Origin of the sequence: Photorhabdus sp. CRCIA-P01, assembly GCF_003545805.1 — a bacterium.
GTDB lineage: Bacteria > Pseudomonadota > Gammaproteobacteria > Enterobacterales > Enterobacteriaceae > Photorhabdus > Photorhabdus antumapuensis.
Genome location: NZ_NMQR01000004.1, coordinates 113,817 through 129,221 on the forward strand (window position 1 = coordinate 113,817; position 15,405 = coordinate 129,221).

Consider the following 15,405-nt stretch of genomic DNA (forward strand, 5'->3'; position numbering starts at 1 on the left):
GGTCATACCTTGTGCAACAGGTGCAGAGCCATCTGCAACAACTGTTCATCTTGATTCATCTTTTCCAACAGGGAGACAGCATGCTGTACCCTGATGTCATTACCTTGTTGCAAAATTGTACGCAGACCACTAACAGCCTGACGAAAATCATGTGGACGCAACAGAGAGTGAAACCCATCTTGCGGACAAGCAAAAGCCAACAAAGCCTGATCAGCCTTGTTGGCCGGATAAAGACGTGCGGCGTGAGTCTCAACGGATTGACCATCGGGCAACAATGCGTAGCGATCAGGTAAGCTAACCTCTATCTCTTCCCGACTGATCGCCGTAAGTTGCTCAATTCCTATATGGGCGGCAGCGATTTTGCTCACGAAGCGAGCACCTCACGCTGTACTCTTAGCAAAGAGCGAAATGCCTGATGCAGCAAGGGCAAGGTTATATGTCGTTCATCTAATGTCACGAACAATAACAGACGATCTTCTCCCAGCCAGCCACAGCGCAAGGGCAGTTCAGGCCCCTGACCACTGAAAGTGAGCAGCATCGCCTTAACCATTACCTCTTTTCCCTGATGCCAAGGAATCTCACGAGCCAGCCAAAGTGTTAACGCGCCACCATAGTGCTCAATTTGTAACGTACCAGAATATTCAAAATCGATTTGGATCAAGGGGCTAGAAGCATCAGACATCTCCATACCTAAATCCTGACAAAACTGGAGTAACTGTGGTTCTATCCAGTTCATGATGCTCCCTCTCCCGACCACAATTCGTCTTCTTCTCTCTCAATTGCTGTATCTAGCGCCAGTTGACAAGCATTAAGCAGGTTTTGGCGCTGTTCTTCATCACTGAACACTTCTACCGGAATCAATCGAATCAATCGTTTCAACTCCCGGTAGAAATGAATTTGAGCTTGGCTATCCTGCAATCCCAAAGCATGACCGAGCATTTCAACATCCCGCACATTGGCCCAACGTTTCTCAACCAGAGAAACGACATCCCCCATAAGGTCAGAAGGCCCGTATGCCATGACTTTCCCCCTCTACCACGCTTTTCCATAAATGCTCGACCTGAACCGATAAACTGTTAAGCAAACGGAGTTTATGCATGTCACTCATCACACGTTCCAACTTAATAGGATCAAGTTGCCGCTGTTGGCTGTCTAGATCAGCACTCAACGCTTTCATGATGAATCCTGTTACTTCCATCAGGGAACTACTCTTGAAATTGGATTGAATATCCCGCCAGGCAGCCGACAACCCTTGATAATCCATAACCGCATCACGATAGATGTTGCGCAATGCTTGCAAATTACCAACCCCATTTCTAGCTGCTACCGTCGCATCAGGCGTAATGCGAGCGCCCAACTCGATAGCAATTCCCTGCTCTTGCGCTAAACGAGACAATTCCTGTTCAACCAATGTCAATATGGCATGTGCCTCTGGCCTGCCTGCCAGCGCATCGCGGGCCTGACTTAGCGCATAGAATTGCTCACTCACCTCTCCAGAGAAACTTTCCAGATAAGCCTGTAGTTGAGCAATATTAGTCAACTGAGCACTATTTAAGTGAGAGATCAATGCGTTGACTTTTTGTTGACGCTCTAAATCTGGCACCTTCTGCAAATATTCACCCACCAGCGTCTCAATTTCTCGCACCCTGGCATGTCCATCGCTAACTTTACGTTTAGAGAGTGGCATATCCTTGCGTTCCGAAAATGCAAAAGTCATCTCTTCGGCCGCATCAGCAAAAGACTGGGATGCTGATACCAGCACGACTTTCTCTCCCTGAAATTGACCTACCTTAGCCTGTTCCTGTTGTGCGGTAACCCCGGCACCCAGTTCTGATAAAGTTACCGAATGAAGATGATTCTGGATAATATCCATAGTCTACCTTGTCATGTCAGAGTTAATAATGAACAAATTATAAAGATACCGTCCCAGTGCCTATGCCAAAATCAGTCGTGAATTTTTAGCAAAACCTGCCGTAACTCAAGGAAGAGCCCTTTTGCTCTGATATAAGACTTATAAAACATGAGCAACACGCTGTGAATAAAATAGAAAATTTCACCGATAAAGCAGAGAACAGCCAGGTAAACTCCAACCATTTTCTAAAAACTCCCGACTCAGATTGCAATCCCTTCCTCCTTCCCTTCTTTATAGTATTCGTAGCAGAGGTTATATAAACGATCATGAAGCTTTCCCTTGACCATATTCCCGGCAAAATGCGCCACGCCATTAATGAATGCCGACTAATTCAGATTCGCGGCAGGGTTACTCAGGTCACGGGTACACTACTTAAAGCCGTTATTCCCGGTGTGCGGATAGGTGAACTTTGTCATTTACGTAATCCTGATAACTCGCTGTCACTTTTGGCAGAAGTCATTGGGTTCCAACAACATCAAGCCTTGCTAACACCTCTTGGCGAGATGTTTGGTATTTCTTCAAATACTGAAGTGAGTCCAACCGGAGCCATGCACCAAGTTGGCGTGGGTGACTACCTGTTAGGACAAGTCCTTGATGGGCTAGGTAATCCATTTTCCGGCGGTCAATTACCGGAGCCACAAGCCTGGTATCCGGTTTACCGAGATGCGCCGGCCCCCATGAGTCGTAAACGGATTGAGCACCCGCTCTCTCTCGGTGTGCGAGCTATTGATGGCTTACTCACTTGTGGTGAAGGTCAACGTATGGGGATTTTTGCCGCAGCCGGTGGCGGAAAAAGTACACTGTTATCTACGTTGATTCGTAGCGCCGAAGTCGACGTTACCGTGCTGGCACTCATCGGTGAACGTGGCCGTGAAGTGCGGGAATTTATCGAATCAGATCTCGGTGAAGAGGGGCTAAAACGCTCAGTGCTGGTGGTAGCAACCTCAGATCGCCCAGCAATGGAGCGAGCTAAAGCAGGATTTGTCGCTACATCAATCGCTGAATATTTTCGTGATCAAGGCAAACGTGTACTCCTACTGATGGATTCAGTGACCCGTTTCGCCCGAGCGCAACGAGAAATAGGTCTGGCTGCCGGCGAGCCGCCAACCCGACGTGGTTATCCCCCGTCCGTGTTTGCCGCTTTGCCACGGCTAATGGAACGTGCTGGTCAATCCGACAAAGGTTCGATTACCGCCCTCTATACCGTCTTGGTGGAAGGCGATGACATGACAGAGCCTGTGGCAGACGAGACCCGCTCTATCCTTGATGGTCACATTATTTTGTCACGTAAGCTGGCTGCGGCTAACCACTATCCAGCTATTGATGTGTTACGTTCCGCCAGCAGGGTGATGAATCAAATTATCACTCCTGAACATCAGGCTCAGGCTGGCCTGCTGCGCAAATGGCTAGCTAAATATGAAGAAATTGAGCTCTTGTTGCAGATTGGAGAGTATCAAAAAGGGCAAGATCCCGTTGCCGACACTGCCATTGCGCGCATTGAAGCAATACGTGGCTGGTTACGCCAAGGCACCCATGAGCCGAGTGATTTACCGCAAACCTTAGCTCAATTACAGCAGATAACAAAATAATGATTAGCCGTTTACAACGCATAAAAACCTTGCGAGTCGAACGCGCTGAAAAACATTTTTCCTTGCAACAAACGAAACTACAAATGGCCCGTCAGCACCATCAGCAGGCTTTGCAAACCTTGCAAGATTACTGTCAATGGCGAATAGAAGAAGAGCAACGGCTTTTTGAATTATGTCAGGGCCAACCTATTGACCGCAAAGGTCTTGAACGCTGGCAGCAACAAGTTGCCCTGTTACGCGAAAATGAAGCGCAACTGGAAAAACAAGTGGCTGAAATGACCGAAAAAGTGGAGCTGGAACTCCGTCAATTACAAGAATGTCAACGTGTACTGCACCACGCACGCCAACAGCAAGAAAAATTTAATGAATTGGGTCGCCAGCAACAAGAGGCGATCCGTGCCCAAGGTGAATACCAGGAAGAGCTGGAACAAGAAGAGTTCCATCGCCAAGAAAGAGTGTAAAACAGAAGAGTATGAACCCACTGACAGCCATCAGCAAAGGTGTCTCCTCCCTCCCAACGTCGTCCCCCACAGAGGCAGACGCAGATTTGCAACGCCGTTTCGAGCTAGCTATCACCTCTCACGCCGCCAACACACGCCAGTCAACCACACGACGGGCGGAACAACCGTTAACCAACACGACAACAAACAGTAAAACTGCCGATCAACATGACACACATGACTCAGATGAGGAGCAGCCCTCATTCGACTCTCCCCAACCGGCAATTCTGGCAATTGATGATCCACGCAAGCAAGCCCTAGCATTGTCAGGTCATAACATACCTACATTGCCTCAAAATCAGAAAAAAAGCTTATTAGGCTCCGTTCATCACCTTAGTGAGATCACTAACGAGATAAGGGAGTCTCTGCCAACACCCGAAGTCCCAACACGTCAGTCAAACCTGAACACCTTGTCAGTTTCTGACCTAAAACCGGTTGATATCATGTCCTCTGTGACTTCTTATCCTGACACAACCGAGATTCCTGTACCGCAAGACGCAAACGATGAACTGGCATATCATACAGTTATGCAAACAACACTTGGGATGCAAACAACGCCTGGCCGATCCCCATCTCAGCCAGACACACAATACGGTTCCACTCTTCATCAACAGACAGACCCGACTTTACCTATACCTGCCCGCCATGCCAACGAAATCAACACTGCGGAAAGAAAAACACTAGCTGAAATCGAGACATACCAGTTGTTGGTATCAAAGCCAAAAGAGTCCGACTCTCAATCCTCTCACTCTGGTGGATCAGAAGGGAAAACGCCTTTCTTCCCACAAACACAACTTCTGCCGGGGGAGCGCATCCTCGCCTCAATGCAAGCAACTTCAACCATATCTCCTCTTTTGGCAGCGTTGATCGACAAACTGAGTGTGGAGATCAGTATCGAACTAACACAGCAGCAGCGTCCGGCGACATTACATCTGACACTCCCTGGCTTGGGGGAGCTTGAGATCCAACTCACCAACGAGCATGGCAAACTTCAAATAGAGATTTTGGCGAATCCCGCCGCTCAACAACTCTTGAAACAGGCACGTTTTGAACTGATTGAACGTTTACAGCTTCTTTACCCAACACAAACTGTCGAACTCTCCCTTCCGTCTCAAACGGATGGTGAACACGGATCACGTCAACGTCGCAGTGTATATGAAGAATGGAAAAAAGATGCATGAATAGCCTGACCTTATCCAAAGTTTCATTGGAAGAATTAACGCTGCATCAGACTCTGAGTCGCCACCAGCAACAATTTAGTTGGGATAATAGCCATCTCTCCCTAGATGTGATCTCCCCTCCCCAAACGTTAGACAGGGTACTGATCGCCCATTGGCAGGGACAAACTTTTTCCTTTTACTGCCATGCAGCCGAGCTAGCGCTGTGGCTCGCTCCTGATCTACAACAAGCGGACCTCACATCACTCCCTCAAGATCTGCTGTTGGCACTACTGGAATATCAGAGCAAAGTGCTACCCACTCTATCATGGTCAGCACTGAGTACCACGTCAGAACGCCCTTTGTCAGCTTGTTTACGACTATGCTTTGAACGGCCAGGGGCCACATTGCCGCTCTGGTTACCAGAGCCATCCCCCTTAATTGCCATATTGCCAAAACGTCAACTTGGCGAATGCCTGCCTATTCCATTACGACTTTCTCTACAATGGGGGGCAATAATCCTGACTTTAGATAGGTTTCGTACTCTGGAATCAGGGGATGTGCTGCTACTGCCCCCACAGCAACAATCAGATGACCCTTTATTAGTACATCTGGAAGGACGCCCTTGGGCCTATTTTAAATCCCATGACCATAAATTGGAGTTAATCACTATGCACACACCTTCTCCTGACAGTTCCGACAACACTCTGCCAGTAACAGACTTAAACGATCTTGAGGTTCATATCAGTTTCGAAGTGGGCCGTCAGACCTTGGATCTACAGACACTCACCAGCCTGCAACCCGGCTCATTACTCGATCTTGGTGTTCCTTCGGACGGTGAAGTTCGTATTCTCGTCAATCAGAAATGCCTGGGCTCAGGGCGGTTGGTGGATATTGAGGGACGTCTGGGAGTAAGAGTCGAACATCTCTCCGTGGAGAAACAATCATGATCCAACTACCGAACGAATTGGATCTCATCATCGGTCTGGCTTTACTGGCTCTGCTTCCCTTTATTGCCGTGATGGCAACCTCTTTTCTCAAACTGGCTGTGGTATTTTCCTTACTGCGTAACGCGTTGGGCGTACAGCAGATCCCACCCAACATGGCTATGTACGGATTGGCAATTATCCTCACTATCTATGTGATGGCTCCAGTGGGTTTCGCCACTCAAGATTACCTGCGTCAAAATGAAGTTTCATTCAGCAATGCGCAATCCGTCGATAAATTTGTGGAAGAGGGCCTGACACCTTACCGGAATTTTCTCAAACAACATATTAAGCCCAGTGAACGTACTTTCTTTATCGATAGTACCCGACAAATTTGGCCAAGCCAGTATGCAGATCGGCTAGAACCAGACAGCCTATTGATACTGTTACCTGCCTTTACCGTCAGTGAATTAACCCGGGCTTTTGAAATTGGGTTTCTTCTTTATCTACCGTTTATTGCAATCGATCTCATTATTTCTAACATTCTGCTCGCAATGGGGATGATGATGGTTTCTCCAATGACTATCTCTCTGCCTTTCAAATTACTGTTATTTGTCCTGCTTGATGGCTGGACACGCCTGACACATGGCCTTGTTATCAGTTATGGAGATTGAATATGAGTAATGCTGATATTTTGCATTTCACTAGCCAATCTCTCTGGTTAGTGTTAATCCTTTCCCTACCACCGGTACTCATGGCTGCGGCAGTGGGAACATTGGTCTCGTTGATCCAAGCACTCACCCAAATACAAGAACAAACATTGGGTTTTGTTATCAAATTAGTTGCGGTCATTATTACCCTATTCGCTACAGCTACCTGGCTTGGCAACGAACTCTACAGCTTCGCCAATATGACCTTTCTTAAGGTGCCACTGATCAAATGACCCTACCAGAGCTCCAGCAGCAAATACTTGCTTATACCCTGTTGTTACCACGCATCATGAGCTGCTTTGTGATATTTCCCGTGCTCAGCAAACAGATGCTAGGTGGTGGGCTAATTCGCAACGGCGTAGCCTGCTCACTGGCCCTTTATGCTTATCCAACAGTAGCCGGTGGTCAGCTGCCCACATTAGGCAGCCTGGAATTGACTCTGTTGCTCGGTAAAGAAGTCCTGCTTGGTCTGCTCATCGGCTTTATCGCTTCTATCCCATTTTGGGCTATGGAAGCCACGGGTTTCATTATAGATAACCAACGGGGAGCAACAATGGCTTCAGTGCTTAACCCTTCCCTGGGAAGTCAAACCTCCCCCACGGGTCTGTTATTGACTCAAACACTGATCACACTTTTTTTCTCCGGCGGCGCTTTTCTTGGTCTACTCGGTGCCCTATTTCAGAGTTATAACAGTTGGCCGGTAACGCAATTTTTCCCCCAAATTACCAACCAGTGGCTCCACTTTTTCTATGGACAGTTTAGCTATCTACTACAACTCTGCGCTTTAATGGCAGCTCCTTTGCTAATCGCCATGTTTCTGGCAGAGTTCGGACTGGCACTGATTAGCCGGTTCGCTCCTTCTCTCAACGTTTTCGTGTTAGCAATGCCGATCAAAAGCGCAATTGCCAGCCTGTTATTGGTTATCTATATCCAGTTATTGATGCACCATGCCCATGATAAGGTGCTGTTAATTCTCTCCCCGGTACGTATGTTAATCCCTATCTTGGAGACGCCATGAGCGGAGAAAAGACTGAAAAACCTACCCCAAAGAAACTCAGAGATGCCCGGAAGAAAGGCCAGGTAACCAAAAGTAACGAAGTGGTATCGAGTTCCTTGATCCTGGGGCTGGTCGGCATGATGATGGTCATGTCTGAATACTATTTGGAGCATCTGAGTAAACTGATGCTAATCCCAGCTAATCTGCTGGACAAACCCTTTCCCCAAGCCTTCAACCATGTGGTTGAAAACCTGATGCAAGAGCTGGTCTACCTCTGCCTGCCAATTCTAAGCGTTTCCGCTTTGCTATCGCTGGTATCACACTTCGCTCAATACGGTTTTCTACTTAGTGGACATTCCATCAAGCCTGATATTAAAAAGATCAACCCTGTTGAAGGTGCCAAGAGAATCTTCTCTATCAAAAGTCTGGTGGAATTCATCAAATCGATACTTAAAGTAGGGCTGCTCTGTACCTTGGTCTGGGTGACTCTGGCAGGCAATCTACAAGCATTACTGCGCCTGCCAGAGTGTGGGGAAGGATGCATTATCCCTGTACTCGGAATAATGTTAACCCAACTAATGACCGTATGTGGCATAGGGTTTATCGTGATTTCTATTGCCGATTATGCCTTTGAACATTACCAACATATTAAACAGCTTAGAATGAGCAAAGACGAGATCAAACGGGAGTATAAAGAGAGTGAAGGTAGCCCAGAGATCAAAAGCAAACGACGCCAATTTCACCAAGAATTACAATCAAGCAATATGCGCGCTAGCGTCAAGAATTCATCAGTGATCGTCGCCAACCCAACTCACATTGCAGTAGGTATCCGTTATAAGAAAGGAGAGACACCGTTACCCCTTATTACACTCAAGTTCACCGATGCGCAGGCCCTACAAGTTCGACGTATTGCCGAAGAGGAAGGTATTCCGGTATTACAACGCATTCCTCTAGCACGAGCACTTTATCAAGATAGCCTGATAGATCACTATATTCCGGCTGATCTTATCCAAGCTACCGCGGAAGTTTTACGCTGGCTAGAACAGTGGCAAGATCGTGCTTCCGAGCCGTAACCTGTTCCTAAACAGCGTTTTTTGGCGGTCATACTGAACATATATAAACTGAACATTGGCGTTTAAAATACTTCGCCAATGTTCAATACAAATGAAATATAATTCAGATTCGTTTCTTAAGCATTACGATTCAATTACATAATAACAACAAATTTAATATAAATAAAAATTACTGCTAATAACCTAACATTACTTAAACAATATTATAATAAACAATCCAATTCGGTTAGGTTGATTTTCTGTTTTTATCGATTGATCAAATAGCTGAAACCAGATTGAATTTATTAATAAGTGATTTATATTACACGTAGCTATTTGGACTTCACTTTGCGCTGACTTCTATATCGGTTAATTCGTTAATATTACTCTCGCTATCATCCATTATAATTACTAACGTATTATGAATCACTAATAGATTGCCTGAATAAAAGGAGATAACTATCAATATCAGTCAAGACAAAAGGCTTAGTTTATAGCTAAAGAGTGCAAAATTTATAAGCAATCGTTATCGTGCAAAGAATGATCACTTTTTACTCTTCGTTTATAAAGTGTTTATAAAACGTGAGAATAATACGATATTTGGACCAAGGAACATAATAGGCCCACTAGCAAAAATCATTTTAATTAAAAGGTGCTATAGTTAACCATCAGGTTAAATACGTAGAACTATTCTTTCTGTCTATTTAAGGCAGCGAAACTAAAGAAAATATCTATTAATAATAATAATGTGATTTGTATTTTTAAGACATACACCAACAGATCCAGGACAATAGAATGAACGGCATCACAACATCAGGGAAGGGAATGGATATCTCGCTATTCCAGCGTAGCATGCCTGCTTTTAACGTTATAGAGCACCCTCAAGAAGGGATATATATCCTGCTCGAAGGTGAAATGACATGGCAGGACAGCACCAATACCTACGATATCTCCCACAACGAATTGCTTTTTGTTCGTCGTGGCAGTTATGCAGCAAAAACGCGTAGTGATACCTGTAAGCTACTCTGGTTGCCCCTGAGTACCCCTTTTCTCCACGGTTTTCTGCAACGTTTTGGTACTCTGCTCAGTGAAGTTGAGCGGCACAATATGTCAACACCCGAATTAATTGCATTTACCTCGTCGCCTCTGTTATCTCAAAGTATAAATGGGTTGGTCGATCTACTGGCTCACGATTACCCCACAGCTTTGGGTCAACTCAGAACAGAAGAGTTGTTATTGTTACTGGCATTTGGAGAGCAAGGCACTTTGCTCATGTCAGTATTACGACAATTGAGCAATCGCCAAGTGGGACGTTTGCAAAGTTTTATGGAAAATCACTACCTTAAGGAGTGGAAACTCAGTGAATTCGCTAAAGAATTTGGTATGGGATTAACCACTTTCAAGGAGCTGTTCCGTTCGGTATACGGGATATCACCACGCGCCTGGATCAGTGAACGCCGCATTCTTTATGCACATCAGCTACTACTCAATAGTGAGATGAGTATTGTTGATATCTCGATGGAAGCAGGATTTTCCAGCCAATCCTACTTCACTCAAAGCTATCGGAGACGCTTTAATTGCACGCCCAGTCGAGCCAGGTATGGCAAAGAGTAACGATTGGCTAAAATAATCTGACGTTTTTTACAAGTTAACCGTTGGCCTGACAGATAAAATAAGGCCATTCCTAATTTAATCGACAAGAGTGACTAGCAGCAAGATGAGCATAGCATGAGCCAGCAAGACCATAATCAGACTCGAACCAGCATGTTTCTCGGCCGCAAGATCTCTGTCACGCAGTCGGGAATTCCACGCCGGGATCAATTAATCGGAAAATCATCGGCTATTCAGTATCAGAATAGAGACATTATTAATAGCCAACAGTTTATTTTATTACAACGCTTGCTACCCAGACACCTGCTGGAAAGCTTGATGAAGTCCGTCTGGTTTCGTAGACGGTTAAATTGTGGTCAAACTTTGCGGCGTGACGACCTACAACAGCTCATCAGAGCGGTGGCAGAACCGGAATGTGACTGGAATAAGGTACTGGGTGACCGCATAAACCTGGCTGACAGAAATCTTTTACAGCACTGGGTATTACAGCCGCTATTTGACTGGTGGCTCCATTTGTTGGAGCCAGAGATAGACTTCTGGTTCACTGAATTTGATCAGTTACAGATCCAAGAACGGCAACTGCGTGCTAAAGCGCATTTTTGGCAACAAGCCGAAAGCGTCTCATCTCAATGCCGAGAACAACAACATCAAGAGGTTATATCTTTGCAAACAGCGCTTAACCAACGCAAACAACTATTAGAAAAAAGGCTGTTGACAACGGAAACCCAGGCTCGCGAAGCATGGCCCAATTGGTTTACTGGGCTAGATGCACTCCAGACTGGCGGCAACCTAACCACTTTTATGCCGGTTCCCGAAGCACTGTCATCCTGTTGGGCGTGGTTGACGACTTTAGAACATGACACCGAGGCGGCTACTCACTTGCAAAAATGGCTTTGTGCCCGTTTTCTGTGCCTGCCACAGGACAATTTTCACTGGCAATCGACGACCTAATTATTAGAGGAAACATGCAAACTCTACTCAATCATTTGGCCAGTCGCTTAGGCCAGAAGCCCTTTGTTTCCGATAGACAAGGGCATTACCATTTGCACATTGATAACTACAACCTATTTTTTCGCCAACAGGGAACTGAACTTGTGTTATCCAGCCCGCTAAGCTGGCGCCATAACCCAAAAGATCCGTCAGGCGCTGAATTACTGAAAACACTATTGCAACAAGTTACGCGCTGGGGACGCCATGCTCCCCATGCACTGACCCTGGATGAATCAGAGAATCTTATTCTGGAAGCACGCCTTGACCTTGATGGTTTGGATGTTCAAATACTGGAACAGATGCTAACTCTGCACGTCGATCTACTGGAACAAGTCATGGCTTTATTGTCGGAAACCCAATCCGCCCCTCAATGGAAACAGGTAATATGGCAACCATGAAACCATTCCAAAGGCTATGCCGTTCCCTACTGTTGTCGTTGAGTATCAGCGGTGTGATGCTTCCCTCTGCTTATAGCCAAGATCTAGATTGGTTTCCCGCGCCTTATAACTATCTGGCAAAAGGAGAAAGCTTGCGGGATGTACTGGTTAATTTCGGCGCCAACTATGAAGCATCAGTGATTGTCAGCGACAAGGTGACCGATCAAGTTAACGGCCATTTTGAGCAGGACACTCCTCAGGAATTCCTGCAACATTTATCCTCTCTCTATAATTTGGTCTGGTACTACGACGGGAGTGTGCTTTATGTATTCAAAAACAGTGAAATACAATCGCGCCTGCTTAAACTTGAGCGAACCAACGCAACGGAATTACAGCAAGCCCTAAAACGTTCCGGTATTTGGGAGCCACGCTTTGGCTGGCGTCCTGATCCAGGTAACCAACTGGTTTACGTATCAGGCCCTCCCCGTTATCTTGAACTGGTTGATCAGACTGCATCCGCACTAGAACAGCAATCATTATTACGTAGCGAAAAAACGGGCGCCTTAACAGTGGAAATTTTCCCGCTCAAATACGCCTCAGTGGTCGATCGCAAGATTCAGTATCGTGATACCAGTATTGAGGCGCCTGGCATAGCCACCATTCTCTCCCGTCTGCTCAGTGATACCAATGTAACCGCGGTTACTGGTGAAGCATCTTCTTCTATGGGAGGAAGCTACTCAAGCCGGGCTGTCGTACAGGCAGAACCCTCCCTAAATGCCATCATTGTACGGGATAACCCGGAAAGGATGTCCATGTACGCCCATTTGATCAACGCACTGGACAAACCCTCCGCCCGAATTGAAGTTGCCCTTTCCATCGTCGACATCGACGCAAACAACCTTTCAGAACTGGGAGTTGACTGGCAAGTTGGCATCAACACCGGGCCTCGTCATATTATTGATATCACAACCTCCGCCGGGGGGAAAAAGGAAAGTAAGGAAAAAGGGGAAAGCATCGGTTCAGCCGCATTAAGTAGCCTGGTCGATCGCCGTGGCCTGGATTACCTGCTCGCCAAAATAACTTTGCTAGAAAGTAAAGGAAGCGCTCAGGTGATTTCCCGCCCAACGCTTTTAACGCAGGAGAATACGCAAGCCGTCATTGACAACAATGAAACCTACTACGTGAAAGTGAATGGCGAACGGGTGGCCGAGCTTAAAAGCCTTACCTATGGCACTATGCTACGCATGATCCCCAGAGTCATCCAAGTAGGAGACTCTCCTGAAATCAGTTTAGACCTGCATATTGAGGACGGTAACCAGAAACCTAATAGCTCAGGACAGGATGGCATCCCGACCATCAGCCGAACCATTGTCGATACCGTCGCCAGAGTTGGACATGGGCAAAGTCTGCTGATTGGCGGCATCTACCGCGACGAAATGAGTCAAATAACACGCAAGGTGCCATTTTTAGGCGATATCCCTTATCTGGGTGTCTTGTTTCGCAATACCAGTGAGCAAGTTAGGCGATCAGTACGGCTATTCATTATTGAACCACGTCTGATTGACAGTGGAATCGCCCATTATCTGGCTCTTGGTAACGGGCAAGATCTACGCCCTGGATTACTGGCAACACAAGATATCTCTAATCAGAGCCTATCGCTGAGTAAAGTTCTGGGAAGTGCACAATGCCAACCATTATCCTCAGCCCGCCAAGTACAGGAAACTCTACGGCAAGCAGGTAAAAGCTCATTTCTATCCTCATGCCGAATGGGTAAAACTTACGGATGGCGAGTCATTGAACAACAATGTTCATTGAAGGAAACCTGGTGTGTTCGTGCGCAAAATAAGGCGAACAGATGAGTTGGAAAATTCGCTTTTACCGCGGACTGAATAAAAGTATTGAGGTTAATTTAGCTGAGGGGCGTTTAGCCATCGGCTCAGACCCCCTACAGGCAGATATCGTTCTGGTGGATGAGGATGTTGCGCCTGTGCACCTGATCTTAGAAGTCGAACCAGACTCAATTCGCCTGTTGGAATGGGCCGGTGAAGTCGCACCAAGTCAGAATGGCGAACCGCTGTCACCGGGTGCGACATTGCAAGCGCTGGCCCGTCAGGAGGCTGGCCCGTTATTGTGGGCTTTTTGTGACCAACAACATGCATTCCCGAACCAACTCGCTGAACTGGCGGTCACACCACGCCAGCGCCCTGCCCGCCAAAATCGTAGCCGGGTAGCAGGCGGGATGTTGATACTTTGTCTTGTATTGGCACTCGGTCTTCTGGCACTGCTTGGGCATGAAGGATGGCAAAGGAGCAACATGTCCAATGGCCTCGCCGAGCAAGAACTACGCCGTTTTCTCAATGGCGATTCAGCCTATCGCCAGATAAGTGTACAAATGATGCCCGATCATGGGCCACTACTGCTCAAAGGTTATGTGGACCTCAATCAACAACGGCTGGCGCTGCAACAGTATCTCGATACTCACTCTCTCAGTTATCGGCTGGAGTTGCGTACGATGGAAGAATTACGTCAGGGGGTGGATTTCATTTTACAAAAATTAGGCTATGCCCAGGTGCAAAGCCGCAATGGCAAACAACCCGGTTGGATCCGCCTTACGGGAGAAGTCACTGATACCAGCCAGCAATGGAACGATATCGAGTCACTACTCAAACGTGATGTTCCGGGCTTACTTGGTATAGAAAACCAGACGAAGTTCACCGGTAATCACCTCAAGCGACTGGATATGTTATTGGCTAAACATGATTTACCCGACTCGCTGATCTACAAAGATAAAAATGATCGTATCGAGTTCACTGGTCAATTGGATGAGCACCAGACGCATAACTTCTACCGCTTACAGCAGGTATTTAAACAAGAGTTCGGCAGCCGGCCAACACTGGTATTACTGAATAATAAGCGTCTCACTCGCAATGATGAGCTCAATTTCGACGTCCGGGCTGTTTCTTTCGGGCGTGTACCCTATGTGGTACTTAAAAACAACCTACGTTACCCGGTTGGAGCAACCACAGAAAACGGTTTAAGAATTGAGGCCATCCGTCAAGATGCAATCGTTATCATCAAGGGTGGACAACAATTTATCGTCAAACTTAACAGGAGCCCAGCTTCATGATGACATCCCTGGAAGCACGACTGTTTGGTGCTAATCCCACTTATGTCAACGAAATGCAACACCGTCTCGCTCAGGCGCTGAACGATATCAAACAACGCCTGAGACGCGGCGGTTCAGTACAAGAATACCAACAATGGCAACTGGAGGCTGATGCCATCCAAGCTGCAATCACAATACTTAACACAACAGAAGGAAACCATCATGGCTGAAATTTTTACTTCCGCAACAACAGTGAATACTCTCGATAAGGTTGCTGAGCAGCTTAAGACCCAAGCCAACACAGCTAACTCCGACGTTAATGACGCAATCGCCGCCCTCAGCGGCGGGCCTGATAACCCTGCTTTGCTAGCTGATTTACAACACAAAATCAACAAGTGGTCGGTAATTTACAACATTAACTCTACTGTCACCCGGTCCATGAAAGACCTGATGCAGGGCATATTACAGAAGATCTAAT

General features: G+C 46.6%; 19 protein-coding genes. 15 read left to right on the forward strand and 4 right to left on the reverse strand.

Features of this window, described 5'->3' with window-relative positions:
• Positions 1 to 2 precede the first annotated feature (2 nt).
• Genes sctX through sctW form a run of 4 tightly spaced genes read right to left on the reverse strand, consistent with a single transcriptional unit; the run spans position 3 to position 1,873 of the window.
• The gene (gene sctX, locus D3222_RS04205) at positions 3 to 368 is read right to left on the reverse strand and encodes a YscX family type III secretion system protein SctX (RefSeq protein WP_112879040.1); all 366 of its coding nucleotides are present in this window, start codon (positions 366 to 368) and stop codon (positions 3 to 5) included.
• Positions 365 to 736, reverse strand: coding sequence for a type III secretion chaperone SycN (gene sycN / locus D3222_RS04210; protein WP_118985018.1), 372 nt, complete (start codon positions 734 to 736; stop codon positions 365 to 367). The genes sctX and sycN overlap by 4 nt, the downstream gene beginning before the upstream one ends.
• The gene (locus D3222_RS04215) at positions 733 to 1,020 is read right to left on the reverse strand and encodes a TyeA family type III secretion system gatekeeper subunit (protein ID WP_118985019.1); all 288 of its coding nucleotides are present in this window, start codon (positions 1,018 to 1,020) and stop codon (positions 733 to 735) included. Before D3222_RS04215 ends, sycN begins: the two co-directional genes overlap by 4 nt.
• On the reverse strand, positions 1,001 to 1,873 hold the full coding sequence (gene sctW, locus D3222_RS04220; protein ID WP_118985020.1) for a type III secretion system gatekeeper subunit SctW: 873 nt from the start codon (positions 1,871 to 1,873) through the stop codon (positions 1,001 to 1,003). Before sctW ends, D3222_RS04215 begins: the two co-directional genes overlap by 20 nt.
• Before the next feature lie 305 nt (positions 1,874 to 2,178).
• Here sctW and sctN point away from each other — a divergent pair, with 305 nt between their 5' ends.
• From sctN to sctF, 15 genes are all read left to right on the forward strand, one after another.
• The gene (gene sctN / locus D3222_RS04225; RefSeq protein WP_118985021.1) at positions 2,179 to 3,501 is read left to right on the forward strand and encodes a type III secretion system ATPase SctN; all 1,323 of its coding nucleotides are present in this window, start codon (positions 2,179 to 2,181) and stop codon (positions 3,499 to 3,501) included.
• The gene (locus D3222_RS04230) at positions 3,501 to 3,962 is read left to right on the forward strand and encodes a type III secretion protein (protein WP_118985022.1); all 462 of its coding nucleotides are present in this window, start codon (positions 3,501 to 3,503) and stop codon (positions 3,960 to 3,962) included. The genes sctN and D3222_RS04230 overlap by 1 nt, the downstream gene beginning before the upstream one ends.
• Positions 3,963 to 3,973: 11 nt before the next feature.
• On the forward strand, positions 3,974 to 5,182 hold the full coding sequence (locus tag D3222_RS04235; protein WP_118985023.1) for a type III secretion system needle length determinant: 1,209 nt from the start codon (positions 3,974 to 3,976) through the stop codon (positions 5,180 to 5,182).
• On the forward strand, positions 5,179 to 6,108 hold the full coding sequence (gene sctQ, locus D3222_RS04240) for a type III secretion system cytoplasmic ring protein SctQ (RefSeq protein ID WP_118985024.1): 930 nt from the start codon (positions 5,179 to 5,181) through the stop codon (positions 6,106 to 6,108). Before D3222_RS04235 ends, sctQ begins: the two co-directional genes overlap by 4 nt.
• Positions 6,105 to 6,758, forward strand: a complete 654-nt coding sequence (gene sctR / locus D3222_RS04245; protein ID WP_113024615.1) for a type III secretion system export apparatus subunit SctR — start codon at positions 6,105 to 6,107, stop codon at positions 6,756 to 6,758. The genes sctQ and sctR overlap by 4 nt, the downstream gene beginning before the upstream one ends.
• 2 nt (positions 6,759 to 6,760) lie before the next feature.
• Positions 6,761 to 7,027 (forward strand): type III secretion system export apparatus subunit SctS, encoded by a 267-nt coding sequence (gene sctS, locus D3222_RS04250; protein WP_049582485.1) that lies wholly within the window; start codon positions 6,761 to 6,763, stop codon positions 7,025 to 7,027.
• Positions 7,024 to 7,812 (forward strand): type III secretion system export apparatus subunit SctT, encoded by a 789-nt coding sequence (gene sctT, locus D3222_RS04255; protein WP_118985025.1) that lies wholly within the window; start codon positions 7,024 to 7,026, stop codon positions 7,810 to 7,812. The genes sctS and sctT overlap by 4 nt, the downstream gene beginning before the upstream one ends.
• Entirely contained in the window at positions 7,809 to 8,864 is a 1,056-nt protein-coding gene (sctU, locus tag D3222_RS04260; RefSeq protein WP_118985026.1) for a type III secretion system export apparatus subunit SctU, read from the forward strand. Before sctT ends, sctU begins: the two co-directional genes overlap by 4 nt.
• A gap of 774 nt (positions 8,865 to 9,638) precedes the next feature.
• A complete protein-coding gene (locus D3222_RS04265) occupies positions 9,639 to 10,457 on the forward strand; it encodes a helix-turn-helix transcriptional regulator (RefSeq protein ID WP_118985027.1) in 819 nt (272 codons plus the stop codon).
• A 114-nt stretch (positions 10,458 to 10,571) separates the two neighbouring features.
• Positions 10,572 to 11,405 (forward strand): T3SS regulon anti-activator ExsD domain-containing protein, encoded by an 834-nt coding sequence (locus D3222_RS04270; protein ID WP_118985028.1) that lies wholly within the window; start codon positions 10,572 to 10,574, stop codon positions 11,403 to 11,405.
• A 14-nt stretch (positions 11,406 to 11,419) separates the two neighbouring features.
• The gene (locus D3222_RS04275) at positions 11,420 to 11,842 is read left to right on the forward strand and encodes a YscB family type III secretion system chaperone (RefSeq protein WP_118985029.1); all 423 of its coding nucleotides are present in this window, start codon (positions 11,420 to 11,422) and stop codon (positions 11,840 to 11,842) included.
• Entirely contained in the window at positions 11,830 to 13,680 is a 1,851-nt protein-coding gene (sctC, locus tag D3222_RS04280; protein ID WP_304598665.1) for a type III secretion system outer membrane ring subunit SctC, read from the forward strand. The genes D3222_RS04275 and sctC overlap by 13 nt, the downstream gene beginning before the upstream one ends.
• The gene (sctD, locus tag D3222_RS04285; protein WP_118985030.1) at positions 13,677 to 14,948 is read left to right on the forward strand and encodes a type III secretion system inner membrane ring subunit SctD; all 1,272 of its coding nucleotides are present in this window, start codon (positions 13,677 to 13,679) and stop codon (positions 14,946 to 14,948) included. The genes sctC and sctD overlap by 4 nt, the downstream gene beginning before the upstream one ends.
• Positions 14,945 to 15,157, forward strand: a complete 213-nt coding sequence (locus D3222_RS04290) for an EscE/YscE/SsaE family type III secretion system needle protein co-chaperone (protein ID WP_232832394.1) — start codon at positions 14,945 to 14,947, stop codon at positions 15,155 to 15,157. The genes sctD and D3222_RS04290 overlap by 4 nt, the downstream gene beginning before the upstream one ends.
• Positions 15,150 to 15,404, forward strand: a complete 255-nt coding sequence (sctF, locus tag D3222_RS04295) for a type III secretion system needle filament subunit SctF (protein WP_118985031.1) — start codon at positions 15,150 to 15,152, stop codon at positions 15,402 to 15,404. The genes D3222_RS04290 and sctF overlap by 8 nt, the downstream gene beginning before the upstream one ends.
• Position 15,405 lies beyond the last annotated feature (1 nt).

Bases quoted from the DNA above. Each gene is read 5' to 3' on its own strand.
- sctS (WP_049582485.1), top strand. From the start codon at position 6,761: ATGAGTAATGCTGATATTTTGCATTTCACTAGCCAATCTCTCTGGTTA.
- sctF (WP_118985031.1), top strand. From the start codon at position 15,150: ATGGCTGAAATTTTTACTTCCGCAACAACAGTGAATACTCTCGATAAG.
- sctC (WP_304598665.1), top strand. From the start codon at position 11,830: ATGGCAACCATGAAACCATTCCAAAGGCTATGCCGTTCCCTACTGTTG.
- sctW (WP_118985020.1), bottom strand. From the start codon at position 1,873: ATGGATATTATCCAGAATCATCTTCATTCGGTAACTTTATCAGAACTG.
- sctT (WP_118985025.1), top strand. From the start codon at position 7,024: ATGACCCTACCAGAGCTCCAGCAGCAAATACTTGCTTATACCCTGTTG.
- sctU (WP_118985026.1), top strand. From the start codon at position 7,809: ATGAGCGGAGAAAAGACTGAAAAACCTACCCCAAAGAAACTCAGAGAT.
- D3222_RS04290 (WP_232832394.1), top strand. From the start codon at position 14,945: ATGATGACATCCCTGGAAGCACGACTGTTTGGTGCTAATCCCACTTAT.
- D3222_RS04270 (WP_118985028.1), top strand. From the start codon at position 10,572: ATGAGCCAGCAAGACCATAATCAGACTCGAACCAGCATGTTTCTCGGC.
- sctN (WP_118985021.1), top strand. From the start codon at position 2,179: ATGAAGCTTTCCCTTGACCATATTCCCGGCAAAATGCGCCACGCCATT.
- D3222_RS04275 (WP_118985029.1), top strand. From the start codon at position 11,420: ATGCAAACTCTACTCAATCATTTGGCCAGTCGCTTAGGCCAGAAGCCC.
- sctQ (WP_118985024.1), top strand. From the start codon at position 5,179: ATGAATAGCCTGACCTTATCCAAAGTTTCATTGGAAGAATTAACGCTG.
- D3222_RS04235 (WP_118985023.1), top strand. From the start codon at position 3,974: ATGAACCCACTGACAGCCATCAGCAAAGGTGTCTCCTCCCTCCCAACG.
- sctD (WP_118985030.1), top strand. From the start codon at position 13,677: ATGAGTTGGAAAATTCGCTTTTACCGCGGACTGAATAAAAGTATTGAG.
- D3222_RS04215 (WP_118985019.1), bottom strand. From the start codon at position 1,020: ATGGCATACGGGCCTTCTGACCTTATGGGGGATGTCGTTTCTCTGGTT.
- D3222_RS04230 (WP_118985022.1), top strand. From the start codon at position 3,501: ATGATTAGCCGTTTACAACGCATAAAAACCTTGCGAGTCGAACGCGCT.
- sctR (WP_113024615.1), top strand. From the start codon at position 6,105: ATGATCCAACTACCGAACGAATTGGATCTCATCATCGGTCTGGCTTTA.
- sycN (WP_118985018.1), bottom strand. From the start codon at position 736: ATGAACTGGATAGAACCACAGTTACTCCAGTTTTGTCAGGATTTAGGT.
- D3222_RS04265 (WP_118985027.1), top strand. From the start codon at position 9,639: ATGAACGGCATCACAACATCAGGGAAGGGAATGGATATCTCGCTATTC.